Below are 17,601 nucleotides of genomic sequence, written 5' to 3' on the forward strand. Positions count from 1 at the left end.
GGTCCGGTGGCGCGCTCCGCATCTCAGGGAGCGACCGGCTCCGCGTGCTGCGGTTCCGCCGGCGACACCGAGGGGGCCGTTTCGGAACGGAGCAGGAAAGCCGCGGCGACCCCGGCGACGGCCGTGACGGCCACCGCCGCCCAGACGGCGTTGTGCAGGCCGTCCATGAAGACCTCCTGGACGGCGACGCGCACCACGTCGCGGACGGACTCCGGCGCCCCATCGGCCACCGCTGCTCCCGCCATCACCGACTGCTGTGCGACCTCGACCGCATCGTGGGGCACCCCGATCCCGGTCAGCCGATCCCCAACGCCCGCAACATAGGTCGAGGTCAGGATGGAACCGAGCACCGCGACTCCCAGCGTGCCGCCGACCTCGCGGGTGGTGTCGTTGATAGCGCTGCCCGCACCGGCCTGTTCCGGGCGTAGCGCATCCATGATGACCTGGGTGCACGGTCCGGAGATCATCGCGAGGCCGGCCGCCATGAGGGACATGGACACGATGATCAATGTCCAGTACCCGGACGTGCGGTCGGAGAATTCGGCGACGGCGAAGCCCGACGACATCAGGAAGGCGCCGATCGTCGCCACCGGGCGCGGCCCGAACCGGTGGGCCAACGCCATCGCGACCGGCGACAGTACCGCCATGACGACCGCGAACGGCAGGGTCCGCAGCCCGGCCTCGAGCGGGCCGTATCCCTTGACGACCTGGAAGAACTGGGTGATCAGGAAGATGAAGCCGAACAGTGCGAAGAAGGCGACGCTGATCATGCCCGCGGCGGTGGCGAATCGGCGGTTGACGAACAGCCGGACGTCGAAAATCGGGTTGGCGATCCGCAATTGGTGGATGACGAAGAGCGCGAGGATCACCGCGGCGACGAGTAGTCCGCCGACGGTCCGCACGTCACCCCACCCGAAGTGTGGTGCTTCGATCAGCACGTAGGTGAGCAGGCCCAGCCCGGCGATCGAACCGATCATGCCGACGAAGTCGAACCGGGCGACATGTTCTGGTCGCGTTCCCGGGACGATGGCGACGATCGCGAGGACCGCGATCACCGCCACCGGCACGTTCACCCAGAACACCGAAGTCCAGGAATAGTGTTCGAGCAGCCAGCCGCCGAGTACCGGACCGATCGCCACCGCGACACCGGAGATGGCCGCCCATACGCCGACCGCCGCGGCCCGCTGTTTCGGTTCGGTGAAGATGGCGACGATGATGGCCAGGGTGGCCGGGAAGACCAACGCGGCGAACATGCCGAGGCCGCCGCGGGCGGCGATCAGCTGCCCCAGCGAGTTCGACGATGCGGCGAGCACCGAGACGGCCGCGAATCCGGCGATGCCGGTGAGCAGGAGCCGGCGGTGGCCGAAACGATCACCCAGATAGCCGCCGGTCAGCAATAGCCCGGCGAAAACCAGCGTGTACGCGTCGACGATCCACTGCAGCCCCGAGATGCCCGCGTCGAGGTCGTCGGCGAGGGTCGGCAGCGCGACGTTGACGATCGTGTTGTCGATCATCACCAGCAGTTCTGCGAAGCACAGGGCGCCGAGCGCCCACCAGCGATTGGTCATGGCGAACCCTTCAGGGAAGTTATGGGACATCGACCTACTGTTATAGAACGTTGTGCTATTCAAGCAGAACACTGTGCTGCTACGTTGTCAATATGTCGCCAGCGAAATCCCGGACCCGGACGCCCACGGCCGACATTCGTGCCGGACTGCTCGCCGCCGGCCGGCGGATCCTCGAACGCGACGGCGAAGCCCGGCTGACGGTCCGCGCGGTGGCCGCCGAGGCCGGCGTCGCCCCGATGGGTGTCTACAACCACTTCGACGGCAAAGACGGGCTGATCAACGCCTTGGTCACCGACGGATTCGTGGAGTTCGCCCGGGGCATCGGCACCACCGACGACGACCCGGCCGACCGACTGCGCAACAGCGGCCACAAGTATCGGGAGTTCGCCCTCGCCAATCCGGTGCTGTACGGCTTGATGTTCGACACCGACTGCGAACCCGACCACGAAGCCGCGACCGACGCATTCGCCGTCCTGGCCGACATCGTGCGGTTCGGCCAGGCGGGCGGGGTAATCATGGCGGGCGACGCCGAGCAGATCGCCATGCAGGCATGGTCATGTGTCCACGGCGCGGTCGCCCTCGAATTGGCGAGCGCCCATCCGCCGCAGATGGATCCGGCGCAGAATTACGATCGGGTGCTGACGCTGATCGCACGTGGCATCGCCCCGCAACCGCGCTGACACCTCCACCGCATCGACCGGCGGCGGCGCCGAGCCGACATCTGGGACAATGACGCGATGACCGAGTACCGGATCGATGACCTCGCACGTGCCGCCGGGACCACGACCCGCAACGTGCGCGGATATCAGGACCGCGGCCTGCTCCCCCGACCGGTGCGGCGCGGACGTATCGCCATCTACACCGACGACCATCTGGCCCGTCTCAAGGTCATCAACGATCTACTCCGCCGCGGCTTCACCATCCGACACATCGACGACTTCCTGAGCGGAATGGCGCGCGGCGAAGACCTTGCCGACATCCTCGGCATCCGCGAGATCGTGTCCGAACCGTGGTCGACCGCGACGTCCACCTCGATGTCGGCGGCACAGTTGCGCGAGTTGCTCAACACCGGCAACCCGGCGCACCTCGATCAGCTCATCCAGTTCGGACTGATCAGCCCCGACGCCGAATCCGACCCGCCGGAGCAGTACACCATCCGCGACCAGGAAACGGTGTCCGCCTACGGCAGGCTGGTGAAACTCGGCGTGCCGCTGGCCGGCATCCTCGACGTGCATCGCCGGCTCGATCGCGAGATGTCCGCGGTCGCTGCGACGGTCATCTCGGCCGGACGACGAGCCGTCGCCGAGGGACACACCGACGGCTGGATCCCGCAGACCACCGCCGAAACCGATTGGGCTCGCGAGTTGCTGACCGAATTACGCAAGGCTGGAACGGTTTCGGCGCACAATGCGCTCGACCGGGCACTCGACCGCGACATGGCCCGACAACTGCGTGAGTACATGGGCGAGGCCCGACGCTCACTCGGATAGCTGCGCCTCGAAACGTCCCGTCAGGGTACGACGATGGGCGGTAGTCCCGGGATCGGGATGGTCAGCCGCGGACGCGGCGCCCGCTGTCGGGGGCGATCGTTCGGCCGATCGGAGTCTTCACCCGCGGGCGTCTGCCGCGGCGGCGGCGGAGGCGGAGGCGGTGTGTAACGCGCGGCAGGCTGGCGCGCCTCGGAAAGTACCGCCGGATCGGCGTATCCGGGCCCGGCAGGCGTCGGTGCGGCCTGTACCGACGAATCCGGCACCGCGCCATCGACACCCTGCGCGGCGCTCATCGCGACCACGACACCCGCCACCACCAGGGCCAGCAGCCCGACGATCGCGAAGACCACCGCCCCGAGTCGTCCGGTGGGCCGGGTTCCATCCGAAACCGACTGCTCCGCACCGTGATTGTCGGGAAGGTCGGCGTCATCGGGCACGGCGTCGACTCCTTCGCCGAGGTCGATATTGGCGGTCGGGACGTCTTCGCCATCGTTGGGCACATCCCCGGCCACCGCCCAAGCGGGCACCGGCGATGTTCCACCTGGGGCCGCACCCGCGACGTAGTGCGGTGCGCCGGAATCGGATTCGTCGCCGTATCCACCGATCTGACCGAACATCTCGGCGTCGATCTCGTTGGGAGCCTGCGAGTAGGCGGCCGCCAACGGCCGGGCCGCGATCACCGGCAGCTGCGCGGTCGGCGCATCATCGAACCCGGTCGGCAGGTGCTGGTGGGAGCCGGGCTGCGGGCCGGCCGGGACGTCGACGGTCGGCATGGGTGCCTGCTGTGCCGATGCCACCTCGTCGAAGGCGTCGACGGTGGCCTCGAAGGCCGGGAGCTTGTCGATGTCACCGCTGATCGGAGCGCTCACAAACCCCTCGAAAGCCGAGTCGATGAGGTCACGGGTCTGAGCCATCGACTCGACCGCCTGCACGGGCTGCTCGACGTCGACACGGCCAGGTTCGTCGAAGTCGACCGCGGGCAGGTCCGCGGTGGAGGTACTCACCTCGTCGCGATCGGATTCGGCGCCGGCCTGTCCGCCGACGACCGGCGTCGGATCGGTGGGGGCATCGGTGCCGGAAACGGGCTGGCCGAAACCGGCTTCCGCAGTGTCGGCATGATCGTGGGGCGGTTGCGCAATGTCGGGGCCGGCGTCGTCGATCAGACAGTCTGTCTCCAGTTCGACGATCGGCAGATCGACGATCCGTGTCAGTGCGTCCCGCAGACCCGGCCAGGCCTGCGCCCCCTCGGCGAGGATGACCGCAGACACCGCGGTACCGCCACGGACCGCGGCCGCACCGGCCCGGGTCTCAACTCGCCCGAGTAGCTGGCCGGAGGCCTCGGTGACGTCGCGTCGGGTCAGCCGGAACAGCCGGATGTGTTCACGGCCCATGATGAAGGTGCCCTCGGAGTCGCGCAGCCGGTCGCGGCCCTGCTCCACGAGGTGGAGCAGTTCACGATCCCAGTCCGCCGTCATCGGCTGCTCGACGCGGCCGATCCGGACGAGATGGTCGGCGATCTCCCGGTCGAGTCTGCCGAATCCGGTCGACGCGTCGGTCAGGGCGTGCGGATCGGCTTCCAGGACCCGGCCCGCACCGTCGACGGTGGCCACGGTCGTCCCGGCGTCGGTCACGTCCACCACGATGACGAGCGCACCCGTGGGCAGACCGCGTGCGCTGAGGGCCGCTCCAATCGCCGCCAGGGTCGCCGCGTCCACCAAACGGATGACACCACCAGCGCCCGGCGAACCGGAACTGGGCGTCACATCGTCGCTCATGGAACCTCGGAATCCGATTCTGGCGGCACCGGGTCTGCGAACGGCGTCACTATTCCCCACCGACGCCCACATGTCACCCGACTCGTATTGCGAGGTTCAAACTAGCACGACTCAGCCGAGGATCCGTCGGGATGCGAGCGCGGTCACGGTGGCCGGCAGCGTCCGGCCTGCGGTGTCGCGGCGGGCGTCAGCGCCGGCGGCCGTCCCCGTGACCGGCCCACCGATCGCAACGTAGTTCCAGCCGGCTTCCCGCCACATCCACGGGTCCAGGCAGCGCCGACCGTCGATGATGACCTTGGCCCGCACCACCGGGTCGAGCTCGTCGGGGCTCATGTGGACGAATTCGGCCCACTCGGTCGCCACCACAACGGCGTCGGCCCGGTCGCAGGCCTCCCGCGCCGATCCGGCGTAGCCGAGCATCGGCTGGACCCGGCGCGAGTTGTCCAACGCCTTCGGGTCGAAGACGGTCACCGCCGCGCCGTACAGCGCCAATTGGGCGGCGACGCTGAGCGCCGGAGAGTCGCGCACATCGTCGCTCTCCGGTTTGAACGATGCACCGAGTACGGCGATGTTGCGACCGAGCAGGTCGCCACCGACGGCCTGGGCGGTGAGCTCCACCGCAGCCGAGCGGCGGCGCATGTTGATGGCGTCGACCTCACGCAGGAAGCCGAGCGCACCCGACGCACCGATCTCCTCGGCCCGGGCGGCGAAGGCGCGGATGTCCTTGGGCAGGCAGCCGCCGCCGAATCCCAAACCGGCATTGAGGAATTTGCGGCCGATACGCTGGTCGTGACCGATGGCGTCGGCCAGGGTGGTGACGTCGGCGTCGACGATCTCGCAGATCTCACTGATCGCGTTGATGAACGAGATCTTGGTCGCGAGAAAGGCATTCGCCGCAACCTTGACGAGTTCAGCTGTCGACCAGTCGGTTTCGATCAGCGGGATCCCGGTCTCCAGAACTTCGCGGTACACCTCACGGATCACCGCGGGCGCCGACGACGCGGTCGACGCCGGGTTGACACCGAGCACCAGCCGGTCGGGCGCCAGACTGTCTTCGACCGCGAAGCCCTCACGCAGGAACTCCGGGCTCCACGCCACCTCAACGGACGCGTCCCGCCCGGCGAGCACCGCGACACGCTGGGCCAGGCCGGCGCAGGTCCCCACCGGGACCGTCGACTTGCCGATGATCAGGTGCTGGCCGGTCAGGGTGGGCACGAGTGCGTCGATGGCGGCGTTCACATGCCCGAGGTCGGCGGCGTGCCCGCGGGTCTCCTGCGGGGTGCCGACGCCGAGGAAGTGCACCGACGCATGGCGGGCGGCCTCGCGGTGATCGGTGCTGAAGGACAGTCGGCCGGACGACAGGCCCCGGCGGATGATGTCGGCGAGACCGGGTTCGAAGAAGGGGACGTCACCGGCCCGCAGGCGGGCGATCTTGTCGGCGTCGATATCGATGCCGAGCACGTCGTGACCGAGTTCGGCCATACATGCAGCGTGGGTTGCACCGAGGTATCCGCATCCGATCACCGTGAGCTTCATGCCCTAGTGATTACGCGCCCGGAGATGCCTCCGGCCGACACCGACGTAGCCTCCGGTGATCGGGCCGGTGAACTCCCGGGCGTCGCGGTTCAGCTGTGGTTCACTCCCCGTCCGGCCGCTCGAAGTTCAGGTAGGCCTTGGACGGGGTCGGACCGCGTTGACCCTGATACTTCGAGCCCACCGCGGCGCTGCCGTACGGATGTTCGGCGGGACTGGACAGCCGGATCAGGCACAGCTGACCGATCTTCATCCCCGGCCACAGGGTGATCGGCAGGTTCGCGACATTCGACAGTTCCAGGGTGATGTGACCGGAGAAGCCGGGATCGATGAACCCGGCGGTCGAATGGGTGAGCAGCCCGAGACGGCCCAGCGACGACTTGCCTTCGAGGCGTCCGGCCAGGTCGTCGGGCAGCGAGCACACCTCCAACGTCGAGCCGAGCACGAATTCGCCGGGGTGCAGCACGAACGGCTCACCGGCCGAGGGTTCGACGAGCGTGGTCAGCTCGTCCTGCCGTTTCGCGGGGTCGATGTGGGTGTACCGGGTGTTGTTGAACACCCGGAACAGACTGTCGAGGCGCACATCGACACTCGACGGTTGCACCAGCGACGGATCGAACGGGTCGATGCCGAGGCGGCCGTCGGCGATCTGGGCACGGATATCGCGGTCGGAAAGCAGCACGTACCGAGGTTATCGGACGCGGAATCGGCGCTCGCAGCACACCGCGCCCGCGCGACATCGAATCATCACGAGTGGTTCACCCCACTCGCACCGACAAATCGTCGCGACGGCCCTACAGTTTCTTTCGCACAGGCAACGACAGGCTTCGCGGCCTCGTCGACGATGTGCGAGTACGTCGGGGGATCAGAACGGGGAAAGCTATGCGGCGCAGCCGTGGGGGAACGCGCATGTCCGGTGCGTGGGGACGACTGTCGACGACGCTGGTCGCGTTGGCACTGACGGTGACGGTGGCCGTCACGGTCGCCGACCGCGCGGTGGCCTCGGCCGCCCCAGCGGGTGCGCCGCCGGTGGGTGCGGTCGCACCCACCGAATGCGTCGGTTCACGTTTCGCCACGCTCGGGGCGGTGTACGACGCGGTCTTCGATTCCTTCCTGCCGGTGTTGCCACCGGACGTGCGGGAACGCTCGGTCTCGATCAAGGCCCGCGCCCACCGCGACCTGTCGGCACTGCGCATCTCGACGCTCGCGGTGTCGAACCACCCGTACGACCTCGGCGCCGACGACCGCGACCCGATCATGACCTACCGAGATCCGGTGTCGCAGTGGATCGTCACACAATTGGTCAACGTGCGGGACGGCCATGAGGCCGACGCCATCACCGTCGACAACCTGACCGTGGCGCAGGCGGTGGAGACGGTTTGGCTGTATCTGTATGTGACGGTGATGGTTCCGCTGACCATCGCACGTCGCACCATCCCGAAGATCGCGACGGTCGCCGGGCCGATCACCGTCGGTATGCTGCTCACGCTGCCGATCACCCTCGGCGTGATGGCCGCGACCGCCCTCTACAAGACGATCAGCAAGAAGCTCGTCGACGCCTGCATCGTCTCGGTGACCGAGTCGCAGAAGCGCACGGCCGGTCGGCCCGTGAAGGACCTGCGATTCACCAACTCGGTGCCGTCGATCGTGCGGGACATCGCCGGGCAGATCTCGGTCGCCGACGCCGACACCTGCCCCCCGATCGGCGGACTGCCGTTGTCGCGGATCGTCACCCGCACGTCGTCGTATCTGCAGGCGATCAACAAGGACCGCGCCGTGGACGCCCGGATCGCCGGGTTGACCGATCAGATACTGCGGTTCATGCGCACAACCAGGGTGTACCCCAACCTGATTCCCGCCGACCCGGCCGACTTCCAGGGCGCCACCGCCGCCCTGTCGAGCATCGGCACCCTGATCCCCTATGTCGGCGGCGCCCCGCTCGACATCGGTATCGGTCTGAGCCAGAACCTGCGCGAGGGCCACATCGGCGACACTGTCGCCCTGTCGGATCTGACGGTCACCAAGTCGCTGACGGCCGCCTACTATGCGTACGCGCTGTCGGCGCACCTCGTCGAACTGGTGTGGCAAGAGGCGGGCACCGACCCCACCGCGTCGATGCTCAACAATCTCTTCCCCGGCGCCGGCATCACCGCGGCCATGCTGCCGCGCAGCACCGGCCTGCTCGGCGCACCCAACCTCTACGGGCTGGTCGTCTATCACAATGTGCTGCGCTCGACCTGCCTCACCGAGGACCGTCGCCCCGCGCCCGCACACCCCGTCACCCGACGCTGGTAGCCGACCCGCACAACCACCACTTTTGGACAGAACCACCGGTTCCAGACCGGTGGTTCTGTCCATTTGTGGAGGTTCTGCGTCGACATGCTGTGCCACAATCGAATGGTGGACCTCTCGCCGAGTGGCGTCGCGGCGGTCGCGTTGCGCAACCGCCGACTGGTTCGCGCACCGATCACCCTGTACCAGAAGGGTTTCGGCTGGATCTTCGGGTCACGAATGCTGATGCTCGAACACGTCGGCCGCAGCTCCCGACAGCCACGTTTCGTGGTCCTGGAGGTCGCCGAACGCCCGGCCCCCGACCGGCTCATCGTCGCCAGCGGCTTCGGGCCGTCGTCGCAGTGGTATCAGAATCTAGCGGCCCAGCCGCACTGTCACATCAGCACCGGCCGCCTGCGTCGGCGACCCGCCCACGCCCGGCTGCTCGACACCCAGGAGTCGGCGACCGCCCTGGCCCGCTACAAGGCGGCCAACCCGCGCGGGTGGCGCGTGCTGCACGACGCCATCGAGAAGGACGGGGCGCAAGACCCGGAGACGATTCCGCTCGTCGAGTTCCAACTCGCCTGAGACGGGCGCGACACTCGTCGCGGGCGTTTGCTAGGCTGTCGATCGCGAGGTGACCACCTCGCACGCCGATGTAGTTCAATGGCAGAACATCAGCTTCCCAAGCTGAATACGCGGGTTCGATTCCCGTCATCGGCTCCACGTTTGACCAGCGGTTATGTACCAAATCAGACCACACCAAGCCCGAGGATGTCACGGGGTGTGTCACAACTTGTCCAGGGCGTTTGCCGCGCCCTTCAGGTCGTCGGCTGACGCATGACCCGCGTAGGTCGCCATCGTGAACGCTGCCGATGTGTGGCCGATCCAGTCCGAGATGACCGCGATAGGCACCCCGTCCAGGTGCATCTGGGTAGCGCACGTGTGACGGGCATCGTGGAGCCTGATGTGGCGGACCCCGTAGCGGGCCAGCATGTCGCGCCAGTACCGGGATAGAACGGCAGGGTCGTACGGTTCCCCCACCTCATTCACGACGACGTACCCGCTGTCCGCGTACACCGTGGTCCGGTCGTAGCCCCGGGCATCCTTGGTGCCAGCTAGACCGTCGATCGCGGCCTTCTCATCAGCCTGGCGTTCCCGGGCAGCTTTCAGCACGGTGACCAACCGGGACGGCAGGGGTAGCCGACGCCGCGACGTAGGAGACTTCGGGTCGCCCTCTACCGTCTGGCCGCCTGCCATCACCCGGTTGTTGCGGATGAACAGCGCTGGGTCGTCAGAGTCCAGATCAACGTCGCTCCAACGCAACCCCGCGATTTCACCCCGACGTAGACCGGACAGGGCCAGGTGCCAGGCATGGGCCAGGCGGTCCCCGTACTCGGCGGGATCGGGCTTGTCGTCCCCCTTCTGGTGTGGTCGGTGGTTGAGTCCCATCGGCGGTAGAGGATCGCGGTCCATCACCTTACGGAGCTGTGCCACTTCAGCTTTCGTGAATGACGCCATATCTTTGTGCGAGCGCGCCACCGGGTCTACATACTCGGCCACGTTGCGGGCGACTAGGCCCTGGCGACGGGCATCTTCGAGCACGCGAGACACAGCGGCGATGACCTTGTTCACCACACCAGGGGACCAGGGACGACGTTTGCGACCTTTGGGTGTGGTCGATCCCCCGTCGATCAGGGTCCGAACCATCCGGTCGATGTCGGCCTTCGTCAACGTCTGCACAGACTTCGTGCCGTAGAACTCGGTGAACACCCCCAGGTCGTATTCCAGCTTCGCCCGTGACGACGCCCGTAGGTTGTGGCGGGCCGCGATGAAGTCGGTGACCACTTCAGCGACGGTGACCGTGTGACGGGCGACGAACTGTCCGGTCGCGGCCTGGTGGGTGACCGTCGTCAGGTAGTCCCGGGCTTCCCGTTCGGTTCCGAACCTGCGACGTACTTGCCGACGCTGGCCGGTGCCCGGGTCGATACCCGCATCGGTGATGACTTCGTACCGGATGCCGGTCTTCAGGGACCGCTTCCTGATCTGTGGCGGTAGCTGTGTCCTGGCCATTTGGGCTCCTGTTGCTCGGGGTACCGACTATAGCGTTTCCTCAGCATTATCCTCGAATAATCAGCGCAAACAGAAACTGAGATCGGTTGTTATACGGTTATTCCATCAGCAAAAACAAATGACCCGAAAGGACAGGCTGATGGCCGATCAACTTCTATCCGTTAATGAGGCAATCAAAGCCTTGAAAACGAGCCGACGAACGATCTACACGTACATCAATAGCGGCGAACTTCGTTCCATCATGGTGGGTTCACGTCGCCGTATACCCGCCTCAGCGATTGATGACTTCATCAACGCCCGTGTGGTCGCCCCCGGGGAACGAACGGTGGATTCCCTGGCGGCAGAGGGCAAATCAGCCCTTCAGATCGCCCGCCAGTTGGGCATGCCGCTAGGTGCCGTGAAGAAACGTCTGGAAGCGGTGTCGGCATGAGCGACAGCTACTTTGACAGCCGCAACAACGAGCGTCTGGGCCGACCCCAGGTCATCAAGGAACCGGGGATGGGCGTCGAGGTTGGTTATCGGTCGGACCCACGTAACAACGGGAGCAATTCCGACCTTTATGAGTTCACCTTCAAAGCGGTTGGTGACCAACCCTTCCAGATCAACGTCCGGGAAGACGGCGACGGTTGCCCGACCTTGGTCATCAGAATTGAGGGGATGGTCGAGTTCACGAGTTGGGAATCCGCCCTGGGATGGCTCGTTAATCGAATGAACAATGAGCATTAGAAAAGCCCCCCGGGGCTTTCCTGGAACCATCGGGGGGGCCTTTCAGAGGATACGGGGCAACCCGACCAAGGGAATCCCGCATGCGCCAGAATACCACACAGATCGGGTATAGTGGGCGTTCCTGGAACCACCCACATAACTGCATATGACCCCCAATAAGAAATGAGGATAAAGTGCAACCCGACCAACAGGTGAAGGTTCTGGCCCGCATTTGGCGCGGTCACACGGGGTGGGTATTCCTCCCGTGGATACCTGCCGAAAAGGCTCGCGATAAGGAACAGCGGCCATTCCACTGGAATGAAAGCCGAGCATTCCACACCACCGATCTGGAAGCTATCAAGCGGCACCTTCGCAAGCATGCCGACGATGACGTGTACTTCACCCCGATGGTGTTCGACGGCGACGACCAGAAGACTCGGCGTAAGGCCCATGCCGTCCTGGCCGCGACTGTGCTGTTTGCCGACCTGGACGAAGCCGACCCCCGCGACATCGCCCCTGACAAGGCCCCATCCATTTGGTGGGAGACATCCCCGGGCCGCTATGCCGGTGTGTGGTTGATGGATAGCCCCCGCGATGGTGCGACACTACCGGGCCGGGAGAACCATCGGATGTCTTCTCACGTCGGGGCTGACCTGTCGGGCTGGGACGTGACTCAACTTCTCCGCGTCCCAGGGTCGATGAACAACAAACCCGGCAAAGGCGTTCGTGGCGGCTCCGCGAAGGGCAAGGCCGACACTTACGACTGGCCGACACTGATGTCAGGAGTACCTGAGGTCCCAGTGCCCAAGGGCATGGATGCTGACGGGATCGCGGACCCCAGTTCAGTTGATCGGGCAGCCGTCCTTGACCGCTCGCTTCCATTGCTCAACTCCCTTGTGCGGGAATATCTCCGGGCACCTGACGCTGGGGGCCAGGATCGGTCCGAGGTCTTGTGGCAGATCGAACGCGAACTGGCCGACGCGGGTTGCACGGTGCCTGAAATCGTGGCGGTAGTACAGCCGACACCCTGGAACAAATACGCGGGACGACCTGACGAATTACACAGGCTCACAACGGAAGCCGCCAAGGCTGGGGCTATCACCAAGCATCCAGAGTTCTGGGAGTCCAGCAAGATGCTTGCTCACATCCACACGGTGGCAACGGACATCGGACGTTCGCCCTGGGCGTTGCTGATGGTCGTCCTTGCCCGTGTGGTGTCCAAGGTCGCTCCCGTTCGCGTCGCAGCCAAAGGGATCGACGGTAGACGCGGCCTGTCAATGAACCTGGCCGTCGCGGTCCTGGGTGATCCGGGGTCGGGAAAGGGCTCGATCCTGGAAGCCGCCGAATCGCTGGTGGAACTTCCGGACGAGGTTCTGGCCCAGTACAACCCGGGGTCCGGCGAAGCCTTCGCAAACCCGTTCAAGGAGTATCGGCCGCGAGACCCGAGCGCGAAGAAGGGTGACCTACCGCTACCCCTACAGGCCGATTACGAAGCGGTCTACATGGGTCAGTCGGAGATATCCGAGGTCGCTGCCCGCGCTGCCAGCAATGACAGCCGGTACATGCCCACCATGTTGAAGGTCGTCATGGGTGAGTCCATCGGGCGCGAAATCGCCAGTGGGGAAACCAACCTGGTTGCCTCTCATCGCTACCGCTACGGGATCGCAATCGGTGTCCAGCCGGAAGCCTTCGGCATGTTCGTTGACAACACGGGTCTTGGCTTCCCACAACGGTTCCTCTTCGCCTACGTCCGCGAGCACGGCCAGAAGCGCAACCGTGACCGAACCGACTACGAACCGCTGGTGGATATCCCCGACGATCCCGAACTGTCCCACCCGGTCTTCACCCCAATGGGCAAGCCGCGTCCGTACAGCGAACTACGGGGCATGGACTACCCCCGAGTGATCCGAGACGACTTCGACGACCTCGACGATGCCCAGGCTGTCGGAGCGGTGAACAAGTACGACACCCACATCCGATTCATCCAGATGAAGGTCGCGGCGGCTCTGGCGTGGATGCACGGCGAAACCGACGCGGTGTCCATCGAACGCTGGAACCAGGCCCAGATCGTCATTGAGGTATCCAAGCGGGCACGCGGACGCGCCTTGTCGGACTACTACCAGTCCCGGGGCAGCGCACAGACCCAGGCGATGCACACTCGCGCACGGGGCCAGCGCCGAGCCGAAGACCGCGCCCAAGCTGACCGCATAGAGGCCGCCGCCGAAAAGATGTGGACGGCCTACAACCAGGAGGCTGACGGCAAAGCGGTGTCGGCTGGATGGTTCACGAACAAGCTCACCGCCGATCTTCGGGGATATCGCGAAGACGCCTTGGAACTTCTGGTGAAGGGGTCGGCGGATCGTCCCGCAAGGCTCAAGAAGACGGACCCCCGCAAGGCACGCAATGGCAAGGTGGCGGTCTACTACGAATCCAAGGTGACAAGGTGACAAGGTGACAGCATGGTCACGCGGAATCGGTCAGAAATGGCGACGAATCGGGACATATACGCACGTAGCCAGTTTTTCTTCTTCTTCCTGAATATATGCGATTCTGCGACAGTGGGTCAAGGTGACCGTCACCTTGTCACCTTGGACCAACACAAGAGACTTCCGGTCACGGTGGCCGGTTGAAAGTGCCCGCGATGGGCAAGAAGGAAGGTTGACCATGAGTAACCAGGCGAATGACTGGGGCGATGTCGATAGTCGCTTCATCGGTGTGGAACCCGACGCGCTGAGTCAGGGCGGTAATGCGGATGACGGCTCCGATCGTGCGGTGGCCAAGTTCCCAATGGGCCAGGGGTCGGTTGTTATCGACAACGATCGCGACGGACTGACCGCGTTCGTGACCGCCCGAATCGAGGAGTGATGTCGTGGCGAATGGACGACGCGGTACGCGGGGCAGTGGCCGAGGTTCTGGCAGTGCTGGCCCTAGCCCTGCCGATCTGGCTGGCGTTCAGCCTGGTGTGGTCGTGACTGACAGCGCGCTGGGTGCGCCGGGTATGCGGGCACTACAGGCAGAGCGGGCCAAGAACGCACAGCTACGGCACCAGCTGACAAGCACGCGGAAGGAACTACGGCGGGCACAGCGACAGGTGAAGTGGTTGAGCCGCACGGTATTACGAGCAAGCAACAGGATGGTGGACACCCTGGAAGCGGTGGCACTGATGGACAAGGAAGAAGGTAAGAGCAATGGCTGACAACAACTCTGACGAACTGTCGGGCGCGAATGCGGGTACTGACCAGGGTCAGGCAGGCACAGGCGAACAGAGCGGCGGCAACGATCGCGAAGCGCGGTACCGCGTCGAACGCAATGAAGCACGGGCAGAGGCCGAACGACTGGCTGGTGTGGTCGAAGGACTTCAGCGCGCGGCGGTGGAAGCGGCACTGGGCGACGACGTGCGGGCTGAAGCGTTCTGGGCAGGGCGCGGCGACGCTGGCCTGGATGGTCTGCTGACCGACGACGGCACGGTGGATGTCGCGGCGGTCGGTGCTGCGGTGCAGGACGTACGCGAACGGTTCGGGATCGTGGATGGTCCACGTCGTCCGATGGTGGATCACACCCAGGGTCAGAACGTCGATGGGGTGGACGCTGCGGTGGACGCGGACGAAGCCTGGAAGGGTGCATTCGCTCCACGAATCGACGCCTGACCAGGGGTGGGGGATACCCCCTTGCGAGGTGTTTCGCGCCCCCGGTAGGCATTACCGCTCCCTGTTTTTACGGCTGCGGGAGATTTCAGCGCATACGCGAGGGAATGCCTTACTCGGGCTCATAATTGAATAAAGGGAATTGCTCGCCGCGGTTATATGGCGGGCATTTCCTGAGTTGAGAATAGTTCTGATATTGTTGTCTTATCCCGTCAGTGGCGGGTGTGGAAGAGCTGGACGCGATTCCACCTGATGCTCATTAATTCGTTTGCTTACGTGGCGGCTATTGGCTTGCCTGCCTCGTTGTCCTTTGCGAATTGATTGCAGCTCGGTGGGGTCGCGTTCTTTTCGTTTCCCCACACCCACCGCACCGTCCGGTGTGGTCTGACTACTGAATGAGGAAACAATGGCTACCGCAACAACCAACAACACCGCGAAGGCATGGCACCCCGATGTCGAGACCTTCGCGCCGACCGACATCGTTCCCGACGCGCTGATCGTGCAGGCGTCCACGAAGGCCGCGACCGTGGAGGGTGATGAAATTGCCGTGAGAGTGGCCTACGTGGCCGACGATGACGCCCAGGTGACCGCTGAGGGGGCTGAAATCCCCGAATCCGATCCGGCCCTGTCCGAAGCCCTGGCCTACACCAGCAAGGTGACCCAGCTTGTCCGCGTATCGCGCGAACAGTGGGAGCAGAACGGCACCGCCGACCAGTTGGCCAAGAGCGTCAAGCGAGCGATTACGAAGCGCGCCGACGCGCTTTTTGTGTCCCAGGTTGCCCCGACCTCGCCCGCCGTCGCCCCGGTCGCCGGTCTGGTCAACATCGCTGGTGTGGTCGCTGGTGATCCGGTCGTGGACAACCTCGATTCGCTGATCGACTTGGAAACCGAACTTCGTGCGAACGGTGCCAATCCCACCCACCTGATCCTCGATCCAGTAGGGTTCGCGGCCCTCAGGAAATTGAAAACCGCTGCGAACAGCAACGCCAGCCTGATCGGTGCAGGCGTGACTGACGCCCAGAAGCTCCTGCTGTCGATCCCGGTCCTGGTCAGTGCAGCGGTTCCCGCGTCGTCGGGTCTGTTCATCGACTCCGCCGAAGTCATCTCCGCTTACGGCGAAATCCAGGTGGCCACCAGCACCGACGCCTACTTCAACTCCGACTCGATCGCCATCCGTGCGACCTGGCGTGTGGGCCACGTAGTCCCGCGTGCCAACCGGGTCGGCAAGTTCACCATCGGTGAGTGATTGACCTGGCCCCGGGCACATACAACCCTCCGTGTGCGCCCGGGGCCTTCCTCTTTGAAAGGCATTGAGCACCAATGACTTCAGCACTACCCACACCACCGATCCAGTTCAGCGATCTGAGTCCATTCGATGACGACCTGACCGAAGACCAGGCCACCCCGATGATCCGATCCGCCTGGGCACGTGCCATCAGCGTGGCCCCCTGCCTGGGCACCGGATACCCCAGCCTGACGCCGGTCCAACAGGAAATCATCCGCGACGTACTGCGCGGTGCTGTACTCCGCTGGGCTGAACGTGGCTCTGGCGCTGTGTCACAGCGGACAGCCGGTGACTACGCCGAAACGCTGAAAGGCAGTAGCGGAGGACTGTTCCAGCCCCAGGAAATCCGCGACCTGACCGACATCTGTGCCGAGCACAAGCGACGCCCCCGGGCGACCACCATTCTGACGGGTGACAACCGGGGTCCAGGCGTACCGGAGGTCCACCCGTTCCTTCTGGGCGAAGACGCCGACTACATGGGCAACCCGCTACACGGCGGGTCGGACTGGTGAAGGCTCGAATCCCCGTCCAGCACTTGCCATTCCTCGACGGCGGCGAAGACGACTACGGGAACACCATCGAGGAGTGGGGCGACCCAATCGACCGGAAGTGCTATGGCTTCAACTTCCCCGACAGTCAGGAACCACTCACCGAAGGCCACAACCGGCTGGTGGTCGATCGCGTCATGTTGACTCCCCGATCGTGGGTCGATCAGGTCGGTAGCCGGGACCGCTTCCGTCTGCCCGACGAGCCAGACACCATGTATGAAGTCCAGGGTGTGCCTGGCTCCGGCAAGTACAACCCGCTGGGCTGGCACCCCGGTGGTGTGGTCCCACTTCAGCGGGTGGACGGATGAAGCCCACGCCGCCCGCGCTGCTGACGATGATGAAAGTCATTGGCTCACAGTCCGTTCTGCCCGTACACGACGACGTACCGGCGCGGAGGCCGGCGGAGTTCATCCAGGTGTCACTGACCGGGGGAACCGAAGACCGGACCGGCGTCCTGGCCACACCGACATTCACCATCGCGGTCTACGCGCTCGATCAGGGACGCGCCGAAATGCTGGCCGGTCTGGTCCTCGCGCTGGTGAAGTCCAGCCAGTACCGCGTCGTGGGCCAGGTCCAGGTACGCGGCTGGCAGACCACCGCGCTACCGGCCCCGTCACCAGACCCCCGTGTGGCCGACCGCCGCCGCTGGACATTCACCGGATCACTGGGGATGAGCAATGTTCGACACTGAAGGGGCCACCGATGAACG

General features: G+C 65.1%; 19 protein-coding genes and 1 tRNA gene. 15 read left to right on the forward strand and 5 right to left on the reverse strand.

Going from position 1 to position 17,601, the window contains the following annotated elements:
- Positions 1 to 23 precede the first annotated feature (23 nt).
- Complete coding sequence (locus QSJ18_RS18525; protein ID WP_286328118.1) at positions 24 to 1,568, reverse strand: DHA2 family efflux MFS transporter permease subunit; 1,545 nt, start codon at positions 1,566 to 1,568, stop codon at positions 24 to 26.
- 92 nt (positions 1,569 to 1,660) lie between these two features.
- On the opposite strand from QSJ18_RS18525, the gene QSJ18_RS18530 reads away from it, so the two are divergent.
- Both QSJ18_RS18530 and QSJ18_RS18535 read left to right on the forward strand, forming a co-directional pair.
- Positions 1,661 to 2,248 (forward strand): TetR/AcrR family transcriptional regulator, encoded by a 588-nt coding sequence (locus tag QSJ18_RS18530; protein WP_286328119.1) that lies wholly within the window; start codon positions 1,661 to 1,663, stop codon positions 2,246 to 2,248.
- 57 nt (positions 2,249 to 2,305) lie between these two features.
- A complete protein-coding gene (locus QSJ18_RS18535; RefSeq protein WP_286328120.1) occupies positions 2,306 to 3,058 on the forward strand; it encodes a MerR family transcriptional regulator in 753 nt (250 codons plus the stop codon).
- Positions 3,059 to 3,078: 20 nt separating this feature from the next.
- On the opposite strand, the gene QSJ18_RS18540 is transcribed toward QSJ18_RS18535, so the two are convergent.
- The 3 genes from QSJ18_RS18540 to dcd all read right to left on the reverse strand — a co-directional run bounded on the left by QSJ18_RS18540 (position 3,079) and on the right by dcd (position 7,048).
- On the reverse strand, positions 3,079 to 4,833 hold the full coding sequence (locus QSJ18_RS18540) for a hypothetical protein (protein WP_286328121.1): 1,755 nt from the start codon (positions 4,831 to 4,833) through the stop codon (positions 3,079 to 3,081).
- A 111-nt stretch (positions 4,834 to 4,944) separates the two neighbouring features.
- Complete coding sequence (locus QSJ18_RS18545; RefSeq protein ID WP_286328122.1) at positions 4,945 to 6,369, reverse strand: UDP-glucose dehydrogenase family protein; 1,425 nt, start codon at positions 6,367 to 6,369, stop codon at positions 4,945 to 4,947.
- 100 nt (positions 6,370 to 6,469) lie between these two features.
- Complete coding sequence (dcd, locus tag QSJ18_RS18550; RefSeq protein ID WP_286328123.1) at positions 6,470 to 7,048, reverse strand: dCTP deaminase; 579 nt, start codon at positions 7,046 to 7,048, stop codon at positions 6,470 to 6,472.
- 227 nt (positions 7,049 to 7,275) lie between these two features.
- Here dcd and QSJ18_RS18555 point away from each other — a divergent pair, with 227 nt between their 5' ends.
- The 3 genes from QSJ18_RS18555 (at position 7,276) to QSJ18_RS18565 (ending at position 9,363) form a co-directional block, all read left to right on the forward strand.
- Positions 7,276 to 8,661, forward strand: a complete 1,386-nt coding sequence (locus tag QSJ18_RS18555; protein ID WP_286328124.1) for a hypothetical protein — start codon at positions 7,276 to 7,278, stop codon at positions 8,659 to 8,661.
- A 105-nt stretch (positions 8,662 to 8,766) separates the two neighbouring features.
- On the forward strand, positions 8,767 to 9,225 hold the full coding sequence (locus QSJ18_RS18560) for a nitroreductase family deazaflavin-dependent oxidoreductase (RefSeq protein WP_286328125.1): 459 nt from the start codon (positions 8,767 to 8,769) through the stop codon (positions 9,223 to 9,225).
- A 64-nt stretch (positions 9,226 to 9,289) separates the two neighbouring features.
- Positions 9,290 to 9,363 (forward strand) — tRNA-Gly (locus QSJ18_RS18565).
- A gap of 63 nt (positions 9,364 to 9,426) precedes the next feature.
- Here the strand turns inward: QSJ18_RS18565 and QSJ18_RS18570 are convergent.
- Positions 9,427 to 10,710: a tyrosine-type recombinase/integrase gene (locus QSJ18_RS18570; RefSeq protein ID WP_286328126.1), complete on the reverse strand. Its 1,284-nt coding sequence runs from the start codon at positions 10,708 to 10,710 to the stop codon at positions 9,427 to 9,429.
- Positions 10,711 to 10,849: 139 nt separating this feature from the next.
- Here QSJ18_RS18570 and QSJ18_RS18575 point away from each other — a divergent pair, with 139 nt between their 5' ends.
- The 10 genes from QSJ18_RS18575 (at position 10,850) to QSJ18_RS18620 (ending at position 17,583) form a co-directional block, all read left to right on the forward strand.
- On the forward strand, positions 10,850 to 11,140 hold the full coding sequence (locus tag QSJ18_RS18575) for a helix-turn-helix domain-containing protein (RefSeq protein ID WP_286328127.1): 291 nt from the start codon (positions 10,850 to 10,852) through the stop codon (positions 11,138 to 11,140).
- The gene (locus tag QSJ18_RS18580; protein ID WP_286328128.1) at positions 11,137 to 11,436 is read left to right on the forward strand and encodes a hypothetical protein; all 300 of its coding nucleotides are present in this window, start codon (positions 11,137 to 11,139) and stop codon (positions 11,434 to 11,436) included. The genes QSJ18_RS18575 and QSJ18_RS18580 overlap by 4 nt, the downstream gene beginning before the upstream one ends.
- Before the next feature lie 173 nt (positions 11,437 to 11,609).
- Positions 11,610 to 13,862 carry a hypothetical protein gene (locus QSJ18_RS18585; protein ID WP_286328129.1) on the forward strand — a complete coding sequence of 751 codons (2,253 nt, stop codon included), beginning with the start codon at positions 11,610 to 11,612 and terminating at the stop codon, positions 13,860 to 13,862.
- Between the two features lie 121 nt (positions 13,863 to 13,983).
- Positions 13,984 to 14,280, forward strand: a complete 297-nt coding sequence (locus QSJ18_RS18590; protein ID WP_286328130.1) for a hypothetical protein — start codon at positions 13,984 to 13,986, stop codon at positions 14,278 to 14,280.
- Between the two features lie 103 nt (positions 14,281 to 14,383).
- Positions 14,384 to 14,611 (forward strand): hypothetical protein, encoded by a 228-nt coding sequence (locus QSJ18_RS18595; protein ID WP_208791448.1) that lies wholly within the window; start codon positions 14,384 to 14,386, stop codon positions 14,609 to 14,611.
- The gene (locus QSJ18_RS18600; RefSeq protein WP_286328131.1) at positions 14,604 to 15,062 is read left to right on the forward strand and encodes a hypothetical protein; all 459 of its coding nucleotides are present in this window, start codon (positions 14,604 to 14,606) and stop codon (positions 15,060 to 15,062) included. The genes QSJ18_RS18595 and QSJ18_RS18600 overlap by 8 nt, the downstream gene beginning before the upstream one ends.
- A 496-nt stretch (positions 15,063 to 15,558) precedes the next feature.
- Entirely contained in the window at positions 15,559 to 16,305 is a 747-nt protein-coding gene (locus QSJ18_RS18605) for a phage major capsid protein (RefSeq protein WP_286328132.1), read from the forward strand.
- Positions 16,306 to 16,379: 74 nt separating this feature from the next.
- Entirely contained in the window at positions 16,380 to 16,856 is a 477-nt protein-coding gene (locus QSJ18_RS18610) for a hypothetical protein (RefSeq protein ID WP_286328133.1), read from the forward strand.
- A complete protein-coding gene (locus QSJ18_RS18615) occupies positions 16,853 to 17,200 on the forward strand; it encodes a hypothetical protein (protein WP_286328134.1) in 348 nt (115 codons plus the stop codon). Before QSJ18_RS18610 ends, QSJ18_RS18615 begins: the two co-directional genes overlap by 4 nt.
- Positions 17,197 to 17,583 carry a hypothetical protein gene (locus QSJ18_RS18620; protein WP_286328135.1) on the forward strand — a complete coding sequence of 129 codons (387 nt, stop codon included), beginning with the start codon at positions 17,197 to 17,199 and terminating at the stop codon, positions 17,581 to 17,583. The genes QSJ18_RS18615 and QSJ18_RS18620 overlap by 4 nt, the downstream gene beginning before the upstream one ends.
- Positions 17,584 to 17,601: the final 18 nt, after the last annotated feature.

The sequence above is a fragment of the Gordonia heveisoli genome, from assembly GCF_030315745.1.
In the GTDB taxonomy this organism is placed as follows: domain Bacteria; phylum Actinomycetota; class Actinomycetes; order Mycobacteriales; family Mycobacteriaceae; genus Gordonia.

What these genes read in the sequence shown, in the direction of transcription:
- QSJ18_RS18570 (WP_286328126.1), bottom strand. Translation starts at nt 10,710, where the DNA reads ATGGCCAGGACACAGCTACCGCCACAGATCAGGAAGCGGTCCCTGAAG.
- QSJ18_RS18525 (WP_286328118.1), bottom strand. Translation starts at nt 1,568, where the DNA reads ATGACCAATCGCTGGTGGGCGCTCGGCGCCCTGTGCTTCGCAGAACTG.
- QSJ18_RS18610 (WP_286328133.1), top strand. Translation starts at nt 16,380, where the DNA reads ATGACTTCAGCACTACCCACACCACCGATCCAGTTCAGCGATCTGAGT.
- QSJ18_RS18620 (WP_286328135.1), top strand. Translation starts at nt 17,197, where the DNA reads ATGAAGCCCACGCCGCCCGCGCTGCTGACGATGATGAAAGTCATTGGC.
- QSJ18_RS18575 (WP_286328127.1), top strand. Translation starts at nt 10,850, where the DNA reads ATGGCCGATCAACTTCTATCCGTTAATGAGGCAATCAAAGCCTTGAAA.
- QSJ18_RS18540 (WP_286328121.1), bottom strand. Translation starts at nt 4,833, where the DNA reads ATGAGCGACGATGTGACGCCCAGTTCCGGTTCGCCGGGCGCTGGTGGT.
- QSJ18_RS18530 (WP_286328119.1), top strand. Translation starts at nt 1,661, where the DNA reads ATGTCGCCAGCGAAATCCCGGACCCGGACGCCCACGGCCGACATTCGT.
- QSJ18_RS18580 (WP_286328128.1), top strand. Translation starts at nt 11,137, where the DNA reads ATGAGCGACAGCTACTTTGACAGCCGCAACAACGAGCGTCTGGGCCGA.
- QSJ18_RS18555 (WP_286328124.1), top strand. Translation starts at nt 7,276, where the DNA reads ATGTCCGGTGCGTGGGGACGACTGTCGACGACGCTGGTCGCGTTGGCA.
- QSJ18_RS18600 (WP_286328131.1), top strand. Translation starts at nt 14,604, where the DNA reads ATGGCTGACAACAACTCTGACGAACTGTCGGGCGCGAATGCGGGTACT.
- QSJ18_RS18545 (WP_286328122.1), bottom strand. Translation starts at nt 6,369, where the DNA reads ATGAAGCTCACGGTGATCGGATGCGGATACCTCGGTGCAACCCACGCT.
- QSJ18_RS18535 (WP_286328120.1), top strand. Translation starts at nt 2,306, where the DNA reads ATGACCGAGTACCGGATCGATGACCTCGCACGTGCCGCCGGGACCACG.